Raw genomic sequence first — 16764 nt, 5'->3', positions numbered from 1 at the left:
TTCTCTTATAACTCGACTTTAGGTTGTTGTACGGTATCGGCTTGTTCTAACCAATCAACTTTCTTCATTTTTCTAACTACTACAAACTCATCGCGGTTTGAGCCTACTGTACCGTAATAGTTAAAGCCATAAGCAAGTTGCGCATAACCACCGATCATATGGGTTGGTTTAAGTACTGTACGAGTTACTGAGTTATGGATACCTCCACGTTTGCCAGAAACTTCTGCACCAGGAACGTTCACGATTTTTTCTTGGGCATGATACATAAGTGTCATGCCTTCAGGTACACGCTGGCTCACAATTACACGAGCGGTCAATGTACCGTTTAGATTAAATACTTCGATCCAGTCATTATCAACAATACCCGCTTTTTGAGCGTCTATTTCAGATATCCAAACATGCGGGCCACCACGGGATAGGGTAAGCATTCTTATATTGTCTGAATAGGTACTATGGATACCCCATTTTTGATGAGGTGTAATAAAGTTAAGAACAACTTCTGGATTACCATTACTATGCTGGCCTAAGACTTTCTTAGTAGTTTTTAAGTCTACAGCAGGTTTGTAAACACAAAGTTCTTCACCAAAGCTACGCATCCATTGATGATCTTGATAGAACTGCTGACGGCCAGTGATAGTGCGCCATGGTATAAGCTCATGGACATTGGTATAACCAGCGTTATAACTCACTTCTTCACTTTCTAAACCTGACCATGTAGGAGAGGAGATAATTTTGCGAGGCTGTGCTTGAATATCTCTAAAACGAATACTGTCATGTTCACGTGGCTTAGCAAGATGTGTATGATCAATACCAGTGATTTTAGAGAGTGCGCCCCATGCTTTAACAGCAATATGACCATTAGTTTCTGGCGCCAGTGTTAAAATCATCTCAGCTGCATCAATAGCCGTATTTAGTTTAGGTTGACCTTGTGCTACACCTTCTTGAACAACACTGTTTAAACCACGTAAGATATCAACTTCATGCTTAGTATCCCAGCTAATACCTTTACCACCATTACCTATTTTCTCTAATAATGGGCCGATAGAAGTATATTTTTGATAAATAGCACCATAATCACGTTCAACTACAGTCATAGCTGGCATTGTTTTACCTGGAATAGGTTCACATTCACCTTTTTTCCAGTCTTTAACATCAAACGCTTGGCCTAGTTCTTGAGGTGTATCATGCATTAGCGGTGTTAATACAAGGTCTTTTTGTACACCTAAGTAGTCTTTACCTAGTTCAGAGAACTTCTTGGCAATACCTTTATAAATTTCCCAGTCAGTTTTGCTTTGCCATAAAGGTTGTACTGCTTCACTTAATGGGTGAATAAAAGGATGCATATCAGAAGTATTTAAGTCATCTTTTTCATACCAAGTAGCGGTAGGTAATACAATATCACCATACAGGCAAGTAGTAGACATACGGAAATCAAGTACTACTAATAAATCTAATTTGCCTTCTACAGCAGGGCGAACAGTAATTTCAGTTGGTTTAATACAGTTTTCTTCTTCAGAAATAACGGCATTTTGAGTACCTAATAAATATTTTAGGAAATATTCATGGCCTTTGCCCGAAGAACCTAAAATATTAGAGCGCCATACAAACATATTGCGTGGGAAGTTAACAGGATTATCTGGGTCATTACATGACATATCTAACGAACCATTTTTTAATCCATTAACTGCATATTGAATAGGATCTTCACCATTGGCATTAGCTTGTTTGGTTATTTCTAATGGGTTAGTGGCTAGTTGTGGGGCAGAAGGTAACCAACCCATGCGCTCAGCTTTAGCGTTGTAATCAATTAACGCCATTTTGGTGAGTTCACTGCTGGCAGTAGGTGCAATAATTTCATTAACACCTAATTTTTCATGGCGCCATTGGCTTGTGTGAGCATAGAAGAAAGAAGTACCATTCATTTGACGTGATGGACGGTGCCAGTCTAGACCAAAGGCTAGGGGAGTCCAACCTGTTTGTGGGCGTAGTTTTTCTTGGCCTACATAGTGAGCCCAACCACCGCCACTTTGTCCAATACAACCACACATCATCAACATATTGATAATGCCACGATAAGTCATATCCATGTGATACCAGTGGTTTAATGCAGCTCCGACAATTACCATGCTCTTACCATGGGTCTTATCTGCGTTTTCAGCAAACTCACGCGCTACTTGAATAACCATTTCTGGTTTAACACCAGTATGTTTTTGTTGCCATTTAGGTGTATATGGAACATCATCCATATAATCTTTAGCAACATTACCGCCACCTAAACCACGATCAATACCATAGTTAGCTATCGATAAGTCAAAAACAGTAGTAACTAATGCTTGCGTACCATCTGCTAAGGTAATGGTTTTAGTAGGTACATTGCGAACGATTTGCTCGCTGTGTTCATCTCCAGCAAAGTAGCTGAAAGCAACAGGAGTAGCTTGGTCGTGTTTATTGAATAAAGAAAGTTGCGCTTTAATTTCACGATCTTTGCCATCTTGCTCTTGTAGATTCCATTTACCAGATTGTCCCCAACGGAAACCTACAGAACCTTTAGGTGCAACAATATCACCAGTATTTTCGTCAATAACTAAGGTTTTCCAATCAGGATTATTTTCTTCGTCTAAGTTATTGGCTAAATGACTAGCACGTAAGAAATAGTCAGGAATATATTTTCCATCTTGCTCTTTTAACATGACTAACATTGGCATGTCAGTGTATTGACGACAGTAGTCAGAGAAATACTCAGAAGGATTATCAAGATGGAATTCTTTTAAAATTACATGCCCCATTGCCATTGCTAAAGCGGCATCGGTACCTTGTTTAGGCGCTAACCAAATATCACCAAACTTGGCCATTTCACCAAAGTCTGAAGAAACGGCTACGGTTTTAGTACCTTTATACCGAACTTCTGTATAGAAGTGAGCATCTGGGGTACGTGTCATTGGTACGTTAGAACCCCATACCATTAGGTAAGTAGAGTTATACCAATCGGCTGATTCAGCTACGTCAGTTTGTTCACCCCATACTTGAGGGCTTGCTGGAGGTAAGTCACAGTACCAGTCATAGAAGGAGAGAGGCACACCACCAATTAATGATAAATAACGAGAACCTGCTGCGTAACTTACCATTGACATAGCAGGGATAGGCGAGAAGCCAATAACACGGTCAGGTCCAAAGTTTTTTACAGTGAAATTATTAGCCGCTGCAATAATCTCATTCACTTCATCCCAGTTAGAGCGAACAAAGCCACCTAAGCCACGACGTGATTTATAAGATTTTGCTAGCTCTGGAGTTTGGCTAATATATTCCCATGCAGCAATAGGATCTTTCGTTTTACGAGCTTCTCGCCATAACTTGGCCATTTGTCCACGTAACATAGGGTATTTAACCCGTTGTGCAGAGTAGACATACCAGCTATAAGATGCACCACGTGGGCAACCACGAGGCTCATGGTTAGGTAAATCAGGGCGTGTACGGGGATAGTCGGTTTGCTGAGTTTCCCAAGTAATTAAGCCGTTTTTAACATAAACTTTCCAGCTACAAGAACCTGTACAGTTAACACCATGGGTTGAACGAACAATCTTGTCATGTTGCCAACGTTGGCGATAAGCGTCCTCCCATTTTCTATCTTCTTCAACAACAGCACCATGGCCATTAGAGAAGGTACTTTTTACCTTCCCAAAGAAGTTTAAACGATCTAGTAAATGGCTCATAATATCTCCTAATCACGGAATTTTTAATCTATCAAATCTATTAATTATTATTTAATTAGCAAGGTGCTTCAGCATTTTTACGCGCGTAGAACCACCAATTAATTAGTACACAAGTTATATAAAAACCTATGAAACAATAGAATGCCATTGCAATGGAACCAGTTTGATCAATAGACATACCATTGATTCTAGGGATAGCAAAGCCACCATAAGCACCAATTGCTCCAATAAAACCTAATACTGCACCTGACTCTTTATTTGCATTAAGCATGGCATGTTTTTGAGCATCTTCACCTTTGCCTGCTGCTAAGCGTTTATGAAACTGTATAAAGATATTGGGTACTTGGGCAAAAGTAGAACCATTACCCACGCCAACAAAGGCAAATAATAAGAGGAAGCTAATTAAGAAGCCTGCAAAGTTACCGCCTTGTCCTTGATGAGGTAAGAAGAATAAAACAGCACCCACACAAAGGATCATAGCAATGAAGCTCCATTGTGTTACACGTGCGCCGCCAATTTTGTCAGATAAGAAACCACCAAATACACGGAAGATAGAACCTAATAATGGGCCTAAAAATGCATAGGTTAAAGGATTAACAGCAGGAAATTCATGTTTAATCAGTAAAGGTAAAGCAGCAGAGAAACCAATAAATGATCCAAAAGTACCCACATAAAGCCAACACATAATCCAATTATGTTTACGTTTAAAAATGGTTGCTTGATCTGCAAAAGAAGCTTTAGCTGAAGCGATATCATTCATACCAAACCAAGCAAAAATAACCACTAAACTAATAAATGGAACCCAAACAAAACCTGCGTTTTGTAACCATAAATAAGAAGTAGCACCATCATGTGTCCAAGTTTGTGGGCCACCAGCAATGGCACCAAAAATACCAATGCCAATCACCAATGGTACAATAAACTGTACTGCGGAAACGCCAAGGTTACCTAAACCTGCATTTAAACCAGTAGCACTACCTTTTTCTGCTTTTGGGAAAAAGTAGCCAATATTAGCCATTGATGAACTAAAGTTAGCACCACCAAAGCCACAAAGTAAGGCAAGAATAGCCATAGTTGAAAAGCTAGTAGTTGGATCTTGAATACAGATACCTAAACCAACAGTAGGAATTAATAAGCTAGCAGTTGAGACGGCTGTCCAACGTCTACCACCAAAAATAGGTACCATAAAAGAATAGAAGATTCTTAGCGTAGCACCAGAGAGGGCAGGTAAAGCAGTTAACCACATAAGTTCATTAGGCGTATAGTTAAAGCCTATACGGGGTAGATAAACGACAACAACACTCCACAGTTGCCAAACAGCGAAGGCGAGTAGTAATGCTGGAATTGATATCCATAGATTACGTCGGGCAATGGAGCGCCCTTGTTGTTCCCAAAATTTTGGATCTTCAGGATTCCATTGAGTGAGTACTTTAGCCATGTGCTTTTCCTATTTATTAGTTAGAAGCTAATTTGCCAGATTTTTGTAAATTCTTTATTTGCATTGATTTAAATGAGAAGTGCATCCAAATCAAACTAACGGCAACAGTACCGAATAGAAGCATAAAGGAACTAGAGCGAATACCTGTAATATCAACAAGTGCACCAAACATGATTGGCAGCAAGAAACCGCCTAAACCGCCAGCAAGCCCTACTACACCAGATACAGTACCTATATTGTCTGAAAACTCATCAGAGATAAATTTAAATACAGAGGCTTTACCAATCGCCATGGCGATACCAGCAAAGAATAATAGAACAGTGAACCAGAAAGCGTTAATACCGATAGTCATACTTAAAGGCTCATCTGGATTTACAGTACCAATTAACATTTTGGTTTGAGGGTAAGAGAGAATAAAAAATACAACTAAACAAACCCACATTACTGCCCAAGTAATTTTATAGGCACCATACTTATCAGATAACCAACCACCAAAGGCACGTAATACACCACCGGGTAATGAGAAACATGCGGCTAAGAATGCAGCAGTAGTTAAAGTAAAACCATACTCATCCACATAATAGTGAACCATCCATAAAGATAAACCAACATAGCCTCCAAATACCACAGAGTAGTACTGGCAATAGCGTAATACAGCAGGATCTTTCATCATGGCTAGTTGTTGTCTTAATGTTACTGTAGTAGATGAAACAATATGTTCAGGTTTGCTATAACTAAAAACAAAAAATAAGATAGCAGTAACTAGCATGACAATGGCATACACATTAGGAACCATCTGCCAGCCCCAAACGGCCACAATTGTAGGGGCAATTAATTTATTGACTGCTGCGCCTGCATTGCCTGCACCAAAGATACCCATTGCGAGACCTTGGCGATCTTTAGTAAACCAACGGGCAACATAAGGAGTACCTACTGAGAATGAACCTCCTGCTAAGCCAACAAATAAACCAATAACAAGAAGTTGCCAATAAGCTGTTGCATATTGCAGTAAGAAGATAGGGATAACACAACTCATCATTAAGATGAAGAATACTATTCTGCCGCCAAAACGGTCAGTCCAAATACCTAGTGGGATACGAATAAGTGAACCAGATAAAACAGGAAGGGCAGTTAAAATACCAAATTGTGTTTCAGTTAAACCAAGCTGGTTTTTAAGTGGAACACCGATAACAGCAAACATCATCCAGATCATAAAGCAGACAGTAAAGGAAACTGTGCTAGAACTAAGTACAATATAAGGCTTATAATTTTGCTTAACCATTGTAGTACACCATCAGGCTGAAATTGTTACTGTATACCTTACGTTTTTTAATGATAATAACCAATTGGTCAAAAGCCCAGTAGACTTTAGTAGCTTGGTTTATAAGGGACTAATCACTTTGGCCTAGTTTATAAAATAGTTATTTATGCTTATGGACAATAGTAAAAATTGATTATTATGGTTTTAATAGAAACACTGATTTTAATGTGATTAATTATTTATGAATGATCAACAATTATTGCGCTACAGTAGACATATTTTATTACCGCAGTTAGGTATAGAGGGACAACAAAGAATATTAGACAGTAAAATATTGGTAGTTGGTTGTGGTGGTTTAGGATGTGCGGCTATTCCTTTTTTAGCTTCAGCAGGAATAGGACAACTAACTATTGCTGATGATGATAAGGTAGATTTTTCTAACTTACAGAGACAAACCCATTATACCAAACAAAATATTGGCCAATCTAAAGTGGAGGCCATGGCACGCTATATTTTTCAACAAAATAAGGAAGTAAATATAACTGCTTTAGTTAAACGTCTTGAGTTAGATGAATTAATTGAGCTTTGTAATGAACATGATGTTGTTTTAGATTGTAGTGATAATTTTGCAACCCGTAAGGCAATAAATCAAGCTTCAGTAATCACTAAAACTCCACTGGTATTTGGTTCTGCTATTCGTTTTGAGGGACAGTTAAGTGTATTTGATCCTCGCAATGAGGAATCGCCCTGTTATGCTTGCATATTTGATGGCGATGATATAGCACAAGAAAGCTGTGCTGCCTCTGGTGTATTTGCACCTTTAGTTGGTGTTATTGGTGCTAAACAAGCAGCAGAAGCATTAAAAATAGTGGCAGAAATTGGAACAACGCCTGTAGGTATAATGCAAAACTATGATGCCTTAGACTTAAACCATTATCCTGTTAAATTTCAACGAAATCCGAATTGTAAGGTGTGTGGTAAGCAGCATTAGTTAGTGATTAGTTTACTATCTCCCATGGTTGTACATCTCCAGTTACCAATGTAAACAAGGGATGTTGCTTAGGTGTTAAAATTTCTTTGTACTCTGCAAATAATTGAGGGCTACGTATGGCTAGCTTTTTTAATAAATGCTGCCATTCATAATTTAATTGACCAGTGGTTTCAGTAATTTCTAGAGTAGGATTGGGGTAAAGAATTTTTGTTTTATCAAAGCAATAGTTTCTTTTTGTTGCTTCATTAGCAATTTCTGTCAAAAAGGCACCTATTGCCTGTAATGGTTCTGGATGATTTTTAAATCTAAAGAGTTGTGGGTGATTAGTGTAACCCTTAGTTTCACCCAATAATACTTTTTGTGCTAACAGACCTTCTCGCCAGGCAGCTAATAACCCTTTAGTATCTAAATATTGAGGATGTACTGTCCACAAGCGCATAGATTAACTAGCCTTAAAGTTTATCTAAACCATGTTCAATAGCATAAACTGCTGCTTGTACACGGCTATGTAAGTTAAGCTTTCTTAATACATTTTGAACATGTACTTTTATGGTGCTTTCAGTTAAATCTAATGAACGGGCGATTTCTTTATTACTAACTCCTTTAGTAAGCCATGCTAAGGTTTCTTTTTCTCTAGGTGTTAATGTTTCATAAAGCTTGTCAATATCTTGAGTCGTAGGGGCTCGTAATTGTGTGATTAATTTAGTAGTCATTTCTGGAGATAAAACACTATCACCATCTACTGCTTTACGAATGCTGTTGAGTAAAAAATCAGAGTTTATATTTTTCAGTAAATAGCCTCTGGCACCTATGCGCATACATTCAGTAAGATCACTACCATCTTCAGAAACAGTTAACACTAATACAGCAAGACCAGGTTGAGTACTTAATAGTTGTGGAAGAGCTTCTCTGCCTCCCATAATCGGCATATCTAAATCAAGTAATACAACATCAGGGTGAAGTGATTCAGCAAGTTTTATACCTTCTAAACCATCAGCTGCCTCACCAATGACTTCAAAATCATCTTGTGTTTCTAGGAGAAAACGTAGGCCACTACGAAACAGGGTATGATCATCAACAAGTAGAATCTTGGTTTTATTATTTGTCATAAAATGCCTCGTTGTTCTTTTGGAATAGTAAGTGTTATTGTAGTCCCTTGATTAGGGATAGAGTTAATTTCGATAGTTGCAGAAATTTGCGCAGCGCGTTCTGCCATAATTGACATACCAACATGACGTGGTTTTTTCCGTTCAATAGCTTCTTTATCAAAGCCACAGCCATTATCAGCGATGGTCATTATAAATTGTTCATCATTTTTAAAAGCAACTTTTACTAGACTACATTTAGCATGTTTACGAATATTAGACAGTGCTTCTTGTAGAATAAAAGTAACCTGTAGTTGCTGTTGTGGATTAAGCGAAGGGCCATTACCAGAGCTTGTAACTTGTACATCTACTTTAGTTTGTAACTTAAAACGATCAAGTAGCTTTTGTACTACTTCGCTGAAGTCTTCTTTGTTAATACGTGTTCTGAAATTTAATAATAATTCACGTACATCTTCATAAGACTCTTGGATACCTTGTTGAATAAAATTAAGATTTTTTTCTACTTGTGTTAGTTCATTGTTAGCTAATGCTGTTTGTAGCATTTGAACCTGTAAATTAAGGAAAGACAAAGACTGTGCAATACTGTCATGTAGCCCCTGTGCTATAAGGTTACGCTCTTTCATAACAGCAAGTTGTTTATCACTAAGTGCTAATTGTTGGTTTTCTAATGCAACTGCTAATTGTCCTGTTAGTGTTTCAATTAGATATTTAGTTTGTGGTAATAATTGAAAATCCTCTGTTTTAAAATACAACGTCATAATACCAATTTCATGGTTACTATGTTGAATATGAAAAATGATAAAGTGGTTAAAATGATTTTTAATACAATGTGCAATTGTTGGTTTTGTATCAGGTAAATAAAATACTTGAACATTTTCTTGCGTGGCAGTTGTACCACATAAACATTCAGTAATGGAACTGCATTTAGGTGAAGCTAATAGCTCTCCAGGTAGTCCCTGACTGGCGATATAGTTCAATCGATAGTGAGTTTCATCTAATAAGCGAATACTACCAGCATCAGCATCACTGAGTTCTATAATATTATTTAAAAAGCTTTCTGTCATAATTTCTTGTGTGTGAGACTCATGAAGAAAGGCTGTAATGTCATAGAGCGCTGAAAGTTCATGATTTTTTTCTTCTAGTGCGGCAGTTTTTTCCGTCACTTTTTGTTCTAAGTTAGTATATAAGTCTTCTAGATTGCTTGCCATTTTATTAAAGCCAAGTGATACCGTACCAAACTCATCGCGGCTAGTAATGGTAATACGTTTAGATAGATCACCATGGCTTACATGAGTAATACCGTCCTGTAATCGGCTTAATGGTAAAATTACCAACCGATAGAGGAGGTAGATAGCTGTAAATGCTGAGAAAATAACCATCATAATTAAAACGCTTTGGATAAAGCGTAACCAACTAATATGTTGGGTATTTTGTACTTCAATAAATTTAACTAAAGCATCAATATCAGCCACAAATTGATCAAAATAGGCGAGGTCTTTAGTTAATATTTTTGAACCAGCTTGATTATAGTGATGGATGAGGGGTAATACTTTTTCTTGCCATGACTGATTAATATTAAATATTTGAATATCTATACTAGGATTTTTAGGCAATAAAAAACTATTACGATCAAGGCTTTTAAGGTTCTCTAAAATACGTTCAAAGTTTGCTTGTTCTTTTTGTAGCTCGGTTTGATCCTGCTGTTGGGATAATAATGTAACAATATGGTAGACCCTCATACGTAAGCTACCAGCATCGTTAATAGCAATGCCACCACTTTCTAATTGCCACAACAGTGCAAGCGTATAGCCTGTAAAAATAAGTGCGCACACAACCCATAGCACTACTGAAACTAGCAGTTTAGTAGAAAGACTATGGCGTCTTAACGTGCTTCTCATCATTTTATCATTCCGTTGCTTGCCATAAGCCGCTTTTGCCACCTTCTTTTTTTAATAGATGAATGGACTGAATACACATACTTTTATCTACCGCTTTTAACATATCATATACAGTTAATAGGCCAATAGAAACAGCATTTAATGCTTCCATTTCCACACCTGTTTTACCAACTGTTTCTGCGGTTACTTGAAGGTGTAAACATGAGTTTGCTTCATCCGCATTAAACTCCACACTAACATGTGTTAATGGTAAGGGGTGGCAGAGAGGAATTAAATTAGAGGTTTGTTTAGCGCCTTGAATAGCTGCAATACGGGCAATACCTAATACATCACCCTTTTTACTAGCATTATGACCTAATAATTGGAATGCTTCTGCTGACATCTGAATAGAGCCTGTTGCTATCGCTTGTCGTTTAGTAGGTTGCTTTTCTGCAATGTCAACCATATGTGCTTGCCCAGCAGCATCAAAATGAGTCAGCTTTGTCATAAAATTATCCTATAGGTATAAATTACAAAAATTACCACGCTATGTCATTATACGCAATTAGCCGAAGTGGTTAGTTACATAGGACAAATGGTGAGTTGTTTATCTAGTAATATTTTATTATCCTTACCAGTAGTTTGGAAAGGGTGGTATATTCTATTATGATTAAGATTCGTTATTTTGGTTCGCTAAAAGAAACTTTAAATACTACAGAAGAACAACTTGATTGGGAAAAAGGGCTTACTACAGATAAGCTACTACAAGACTTAAGACAAAGAAATGAAGTCTGGGCAGAAGCTTTAGCTGAAAAAAATGTTTTTAGGCTAGTGGTTAATCAGCAAGTTGTATATCAGCCAGTAGCTATTAAAGAAGGTGATGAGGTTGCTATTTTACCTCCTGTAACAGGTGGATAAAATGATCTCCGTTAGCATACAAACAGAACCTTTTAATAGTTTACAAGAAGAGCGCAAGTTACAAGCAACTGCTAGTGACTGTGGTGCTATGGTCAGCTTTAAAGGAATGGTTAGAGGTCATGATCAACAACAGCCATTGTCCCATCTTTATTTAGAACATTTTCCACAAGTTACTGAACAAGAAATAGAACGTATAATCCAATTAGCGCAAGAGCGCTGGCATTTTTCTAGCTGTATAGTTATTCATAGAATAGGTAAACTAGCAGTAGGAGAGGATATAGTTCTGGTTATGGTTGCCGCTAAACATCGTAAGGAAGCCTTCCATGCTACTGAATTTATTATGGATTACTTGAAAACAGAGGCACCTTTTTGGAAAAAAGAATTTTTCCAGAATGGTACTAGTCAATGGGTTGTCGCAAAAGAGTCAGATACAAAACAAAAACAACAGTGGTCTAATTAATGGTTAACTCACAATATAAAATTATTGGATTAATTTTAGCAGGTGGTCAAGGTCAACGTGTTGGGAGACAAAATAAAGGACTACTTAAACTACAAGGTAAACCTTTAGTACAGCATGTATTAGATAATTTATCTCCACAGTTAGATGAAGTAGTTATCAGTGCTAATGAGGATATTAAAAGTTATCAAGCACTAGTGAATTCAGTATTTACTGATCATCCTATCTGGCAAGGTAAGGGGCCTTTAGCCGGTATTATAAGTGCTACTCAAGCATTACCAAAAGATATAGACGCTATTCAAGTTGTTCCTTGTGATACCCCCTTTTTACCTAATGATTTAGTGGCACAATTGGCTAAAGCATTATTTAGTGATCCACAAAATGAAATTGCTTATGCAGCTACTGAAAACTGTATACATCCCAGTATTTTCTTATGTAAACCTTATATAAATGATAAATTAGCTGATCATTTAGCTAATGAAAAATATAGTTTAAAGTCATGGATTTTTAGTCATCATGCGGTAGAAGTATTTTTTGAAGATGAACAAGCTTTTACTAATATCAACCATTTAGAGACTTTAGCTAGCTTTCAATAAGAGGTTACCATGTTAGATTATTATCAAGCATTACAAGAGTTATTAGAAAAGCTATCTCATACTGCAAAAGTAGAGCAACTAGATTTATTAAAGGCAACTAACCTAATATTAGCAGAAGATGTACCTGTACAATACAACGCCCCATTGTTTGATAACAGTGCAATGGATGGTTATGCAGTAGGTGGAGAGCTTGCAGGTTGTGAACAATGGCAAATTGTTGAACGAGTTGCAGCAGGGGATACTGCTGAAAATATTGCTTTAACTACAGGGCAAGCAGCAAGAATTTTTACGGGTGCACCTATTCCTAAAGGAACTACTGCAGTTATTCAACAAGAAAATACAATCGTTGAAGGTAATATTCTAAAAGCTACAGCGTCTGTTAAGAAAGATCAAAATATTCGTTATTGTGGTGAAGAGTTAACTAAAGGCGGACAACTATTGCCTGCTCAACAACGGTTAGTTCCCGCGGCAATTGCTCTATTGGCAAGTCAAGGATATAGCCAAGTTAAAGTATATAAACCACTTACTATCCATGTTTTTTCCACAGGTAATGAGCTAATAGAGCCAAATCAAACACTTTCTACAGGCAAAATCTACGACGCTAACCGCTATTTATTATTGAGTTGGTTGCAGCAATCACCTCATCATATTATTGATGGCGGTATTTTACCTGATAATCAACAACAAACAGAGAAAGCTTTAGCCGAAGCAAGTAAAAAGGCAGATGTAATTATTACTTCTGGTGGTGTATCTGTTGGTGAAGAAGACCATGTGCGAGCAGCTATACTGCAATTGGGTGAGTTAGTTTTCTGGAAACTAGCGATTAAACCAGGCAAACCATTTGCATGGGGTAATATTGATGATAGTAAAGTATTTATGTTACCTGGTAATCCTGTTAGCTCATTGGTTACTTTTCAACAATTAGTTGTACCTGCTTTAAGGGTTATTGCAGGTGAGTCAGCTAGCAATGCTATGGTTAAGCCGATGATGGCCAAAACCAAGTTTGCGGTCAATAAAGTACAGCCTAGACGAGAATTTTTACGTATTGGCTTAGCCAATGATGAGGCAGGATTTTGGGCAGAGAAGCTAGAAAATCAAGGCTCTGCTATGTTGGCAACTTGTATTACAGCCGATGCATTAGCAGAAATCCCTGCAAATGTAGCAGTTAATGAAAATGATTTAGTTAAGATCTTTCCTCTTGATTACAAGGTGTAATGATTATGCAGCATATAAAAATAGGGTTAGTTTCAGTAAGTGATAGAGCCAGTACAGGCGTTTATGAAGATAAAGGTTTACCTAGCCTAAGAGAATGGCTAGATGAGGCTGTGCTGAATCCAAAAGAATATATTGAGCGTTTAATTCCTGATGAACAAGATTTAATTGAGAAAACATTACTTGAGTTAGTGGATGAACATCAGTGTTCATTAGTGCTTACTACGGGCGGTACAGGCCCTTATCCACGCGATGTTACACCTGATGCTACATTAGCAGTGGCAGATAGATTAATGCCTGGTTTTGGTGAGCAAATGCGCCAAGTAAGTTTACATTTTGTGCCTACGGCAATTCTATCAAGACAAGTAGGTGTTATTCGTAAAAACAGTTTAATCTTAAATTTACCAGGTAGACCCAATGCGATCAGAGAAACATTAGGGGGAGTTAGAGACGAACAAGGAAAAACATTAGTACATGGTGTTTTTGCTGCGGTGCCATTATGTATTGATGCAATAGGTGGCCCATTTATTGAAACTGACGCTGAGGTTTCAAAAGCTTTCAGACCTAAGAATAGTTGATTTAACCACCTGTGGCAGACATGATGCGTATAATTTGAGTAGGTTTATCTAAAAAGTTATGCGCCTCAGGTTTTAATCTAACAGCTTGCTTAATAGCTGATTCTAATTCATCATCACTGCAGTTATCCCGTAATAGGGGGCGTAATTCAAAACTGTGATTTTGTCCTAGACACATATAAAGTGTACCATCTACCGCTAACCTGACTCTGTTACAAGTTGCACAAAAGTGTTGCGACATGGGGGTAATCAAGCCAAGAATAAACTCACCATCAGGTGTTTGCCAGTAGCGAGCAGGGCCACTACCCATAATTTTAGTAGAGGGCATTAGATCAAATTTAGGTTTTAATTGAGCAATGACTTTTTGTAAATCAACATATTGGGAGTTTTGCCCAGTAACACCCATGGGCATAACCTCAATTAAACGTAAGATAAACTTATTTTCGATACAGAATTGTATCATTTGCTCAATATCACCAATATTTTGATTGGGTAAAGGCACCATATTGATTTTAATTTTATCAAAACCAGCATTTTTGGCAGCTGCTAGGCCATTTAAAACTTTACTAAGGCTATCACTACCACTGATTTGTTCAACACAATCACGACGTAGCGAATCTAAACTAACATTTAATCGATGAACACCAGCCTTATAAAGTGTTTCTGCATGCTTAACTAATTGTGTACCATTGGTAGTCACAGAAAGATCATTAACACCTTCAATTTTAGAGAGATTATTGGCTAGTTCAGCGAAGTCCTTTCTAAGAAGTGGTTCTCCACCCGTTAGGCGAAAATGGTTAGTACCTAATTTGGCAAATGTTTTTACTACACGCTCTATTTCTTCAAAGGTTAACCAGTTTTTGGGTACTTCGAAATCTTTAAAGCCTTTAGGAATACAATAACTACACCGCAAATCACAGCGATCAGTTACTGACACTCTTAAATAACTAATATCTCTACCAAAATCATCGGTCAACATAGCACTAACCATAATATATAACTTTATATTAGTATAGTGGGAAACAAGGCCTTAGCAACTCCCCTATAAGTAGGATAAAACTAACTATTTAGTATTAGAAAAGAGTTAATAAGAATAAATAAGGCTACGTTAAGTAGCCTTATTTAGAACGTTTAATAACGAACAATAACTGATTTTAGTTCGGTATAGTCGTCAATAAAATGACTACCAAACTCACGACCAACACCAGAGCCTTTAGCGCCACCAAAGGATATTGCAGGATCAAGTGCGAGGTGCATGTTAACCCATACTGTACCCGCCTCAACTTGTGCCACTAAGCGCATGGCTTTACTTAGATTATTTGTCCAAACGCTGGCGGTTAAACCATAGGGTGAATCGTTCATTAGTTTTACTAACTCTTCATCTGTTTTAAAGGGGAATAGGGTTAGTACAGGGCCAAATGTTTCTTCGTGTAATAAAGCACTTTTTTCATTTTTAGCACGGATAACAGTGGGGTACACATAATAACCTTTACCCTCTACTTGTTTGCCACCAAAGACGATTTGATCACCTTCTTGTTTTGCCTTTTCAAAGAAAGAGAGAATCTTTTCAAAATGTGGTCGATTGGATAGTGGGCCAAATTGATTTTGTGGGTTTAGTGGTGAGCCAATTTTCCAGCTAGTCAGTGCGCTGATTAGTTTTTCTGTCACTTTATCAATAATGGATTCGTGAATATAGAAACGTTCAGCAGAGGCGCAAATTTGCCCTTGGTGTGATAATCCTGCTGCAATTATGCCTTGCACAGCCTCATCAATATCAACATCACCTAAAAAGCCAGCAGCATTTTTACCACCTAGTTCTAAAGTAAAGCGCTTAATGTTGTTTTTAACAGCACCTTGACCGATTTTAGCACCCGTAGACATAGAACCTGTAAAACTGATTTTAGCAATAGATGGATGGTCTATTAGTGCTTGGCCTACATTACCTAAACCATTAATAACGTTGATAACACCAGCAGGAATGCCTGCTTCCTCATGAGCTATTTGTGCAACACGTAACATAGAAAGAGGAGTGAATTCACTTGGTTTAATAACAATGGTACAGCCACAAGTGAGTGCAGCGGCTAATTTCCAAATAGAAATCATTACTGGGAAATTCCAAGGAATAATACCACCTACTACGCCAATGGGTTCACGACGGGTAAAACCTGTATATTGTTCGCCATTTATTGAGGGTTGAGAGGTCTGTGCAACAGTCTCACCAGTAATTTTTGTTGCCCAACCTGCATAGTAGCGTAAGAAAGAACAGCTTTGATCAATTTCAAAACGAGCAATATCAATCAACTTACCTGTGCAAAGTGTTTCTATTTGTGCTAATTCTTCTTTATGATTGGCTAATGCCTCTGCAAATTTTAATAGACTATTTTGTCTGGTCTCTGGTGTAGCTATCTTCCAAATATCGTTAAAAGCATTATAAGAGCTTGTTACAGCTTGGTTTATTTCGTTGTCTGATGCCATAGGAACTTTAGCGACTATTTCTTCAGTAGCTGGATTAATAACATCTATTGGTTGCTCACCTGTATTGTAAAATTTACCATTAATATAGTGGGCATGGCCTTTAGCGAGAAATTCTTTAACTTCTGGTAGTATTTTAATATCAGTCATG

The 16764-nt window shown here is 37.5% G+C and carries 15 protein-coding genes; 6 read left to right on the top strand and 9 right to left on the bottom strand.

The annotated features are described in order from the left end of the window. Positions 1 to 5 precede the first annotated feature (5 nt). From MTZ49_RS13720 to MTZ49_RS13710, 3 genes are read right to left on the bottom strand one after another with little or no spacing between them, the layout of a single operon-like run. A complete protein-coding gene (locus MTZ49_RS13720; protein ID WP_264746018.1) occupies positions 6 to 3710 on the bottom strand; it encodes a nitrate reductase subunit alpha in 3705 nt (1234 codons plus the stop codon). A 55-nt stretch (positions 3711 to 3765) separates the two neighbouring features. Continuing rightward, positions 3766 to 5148, bottom strand: coding sequence for a NarK family nitrate/nitrite MFS transporter (locus tag MTZ49_RS13715; RefSeq protein ID WP_264746017.1), 1383 nt, complete (start codon positions 5146 to 5148; stop codon positions 3766 to 3768). 16 nt (positions 5149 to 5164) lie between these two features. After that, positions 5165 to 6430, bottom strand: coding sequence for an MFS transporter (locus MTZ49_RS13710; RefSeq protein ID WP_264746016.1), 1266 nt, complete (start codon positions 6428 to 6430; stop codon positions 5165 to 5167). Positions 6431 to 6650: 220 nt separating this feature from the next. On the opposite strand from MTZ49_RS13710, the gene MTZ49_RS13705 reads away from it, so the two are divergent. Further along, entirely contained in the window at positions 6651 to 7400 is a 750-nt protein-coding gene (locus MTZ49_RS13705) for a HesA/MoeB/ThiF family protein (RefSeq protein WP_264746015.1), read from the top strand. Between the two features lie 7 nt (positions 7401 to 7407). On the opposite strand, the gene MTZ49_RS13700 is transcribed toward MTZ49_RS13705, so the two are convergent. The 4 genes from MTZ49_RS13700 to moaC are packed head-to-tail and all read right to left on the bottom strand — an operon-like array spanning position 7408 to position 10891. Continuing rightward, the gene (locus tag MTZ49_RS13700; RefSeq protein ID WP_264746014.1) at positions 7408 to 7839 is read right to left on the bottom strand and encodes a pyrimidine dimer DNA glycosylase/endonuclease V; all 432 of its coding nucleotides are present in this window, start codon (positions 7837 to 7839) and stop codon (positions 7408 to 7410) included. Between the two features lie 13 nt (positions 7840 to 7852). After that, the gene (locus MTZ49_RS13695; protein ID WP_264746013.1) at positions 7853 to 8509 is read right to left on the bottom strand and encodes a response regulator; all 657 of its coding nucleotides are present in this window, start codon (positions 8507 to 8509) and stop codon (positions 7853 to 7855) included. Next, positions 8506 to 10407 carry a histidine kinase gene (locus tag MTZ49_RS13690; RefSeq protein ID WP_264746012.1) on the bottom strand — a complete coding sequence of 634 codons (1902 nt, stop codon included), beginning with the start codon at positions 10405 to 10407 and terminating at the stop codon, positions 8506 to 8508. Before MTZ49_RS13690 ends, MTZ49_RS13695 begins: the two co-directional genes overlap by 4 nt. Before the next feature lie 4 nt (positions 10408 to 10411). Continuing rightward, a complete protein-coding gene (moaC, locus tag MTZ49_RS13685) occupies positions 10412 to 10891 on the bottom strand; it encodes a cyclic pyranopterin monophosphate synthase MoaC (protein WP_264746011.1) in 480 nt (159 codons plus the stop codon). Positions 10892 to 11049: 158 nt separating this feature from the next. On the opposite strand from moaC, the gene moaD reads away from it, so the two are divergent. The 5 genes from moaD to mog are packed head-to-tail and all read left to right on the top strand — an operon-like array spanning position 11050 to position 14144. After that, positions 11050 to 11301 (top strand): molybdopterin converting factor subunit 1, encoded by a 252-nt coding sequence (gene moaD / locus MTZ49_RS13680; protein WP_264746010.1) that lies wholly within the window; start codon positions 11050 to 11052, stop codon positions 11299 to 11301. Position 11302: 1 nt separating this feature from the next. Further along, positions 11303 to 11761, top strand: a complete 459-nt coding sequence (locus tag MTZ49_RS13675; protein ID WP_264746009.1) for a molybdenum cofactor biosynthesis protein MoaE — start codon at positions 11303 to 11305, stop codon at positions 11759 to 11761. Continuing rightward, the gene (gene mobA, locus MTZ49_RS13670) at positions 11761 to 12354 is read left to right on the top strand and encodes a molybdenum cofactor guanylyltransferase MobA (protein WP_264746008.1); all 594 of its coding nucleotides are present in this window, start codon (positions 11761 to 11763) and stop codon (positions 12352 to 12354) included. The genes MTZ49_RS13675 and mobA overlap by 1 nt, the downstream gene beginning before the upstream one ends. A 9-nt stretch (positions 12355 to 12363) precedes the next feature. After that, positions 12364 to 13569, top strand: coding sequence for a gephyrin-like molybdotransferase Glp (glp, locus tag MTZ49_RS13665; protein WP_264746007.1), 1206 nt, complete (start codon positions 12364 to 12366; stop codon positions 13567 to 13569). 5 nt (positions 13570 to 13574) lie between these two features. Next, positions 13575 to 14144: a molybdopterin adenylyltransferase gene (gene mog / locus MTZ49_RS13660; protein WP_264746006.1), complete on the top strand. Its 570-nt coding sequence runs from the start codon at positions 13575 to 13577 to the stop codon at positions 14142 to 14144. A gap of 1 nt (position 14145) precedes the next feature. Here mog and moaA read toward each other — a convergent pair whose 3' ends face one another. Beyond that, entirely contained in the window at positions 14146 to 15120 is a 975-nt protein-coding gene (gene moaA, locus MTZ49_RS13655; protein WP_264746005.1) for a GTP 3',8-cyclase MoaA, read from the bottom strand. A gap of 152 nt (positions 15121 to 15272) precedes the next feature. After that, positions 15273 to 16763, bottom strand: coding sequence for an aldehyde dehydrogenase family protein (locus tag MTZ49_RS13650; protein ID WP_264746004.1), 1491 nt, complete (start codon positions 16761 to 16763; stop codon positions 15273 to 15275). Between the last annotated feature and the right edge of the window lies 1 nt (position 16764).

The organism is Entomomonas sp. E2T0 (assembly GCF_025985425.1).
Taxonomy (GTDB): Bacteria; Pseudomonadota; Gammaproteobacteria; order Pseudomonadales; family Pseudomonadaceae; genus Entomomonas.
This window is presented reverse-complemented; position numbering and strand designations above follow the sequence as displayed.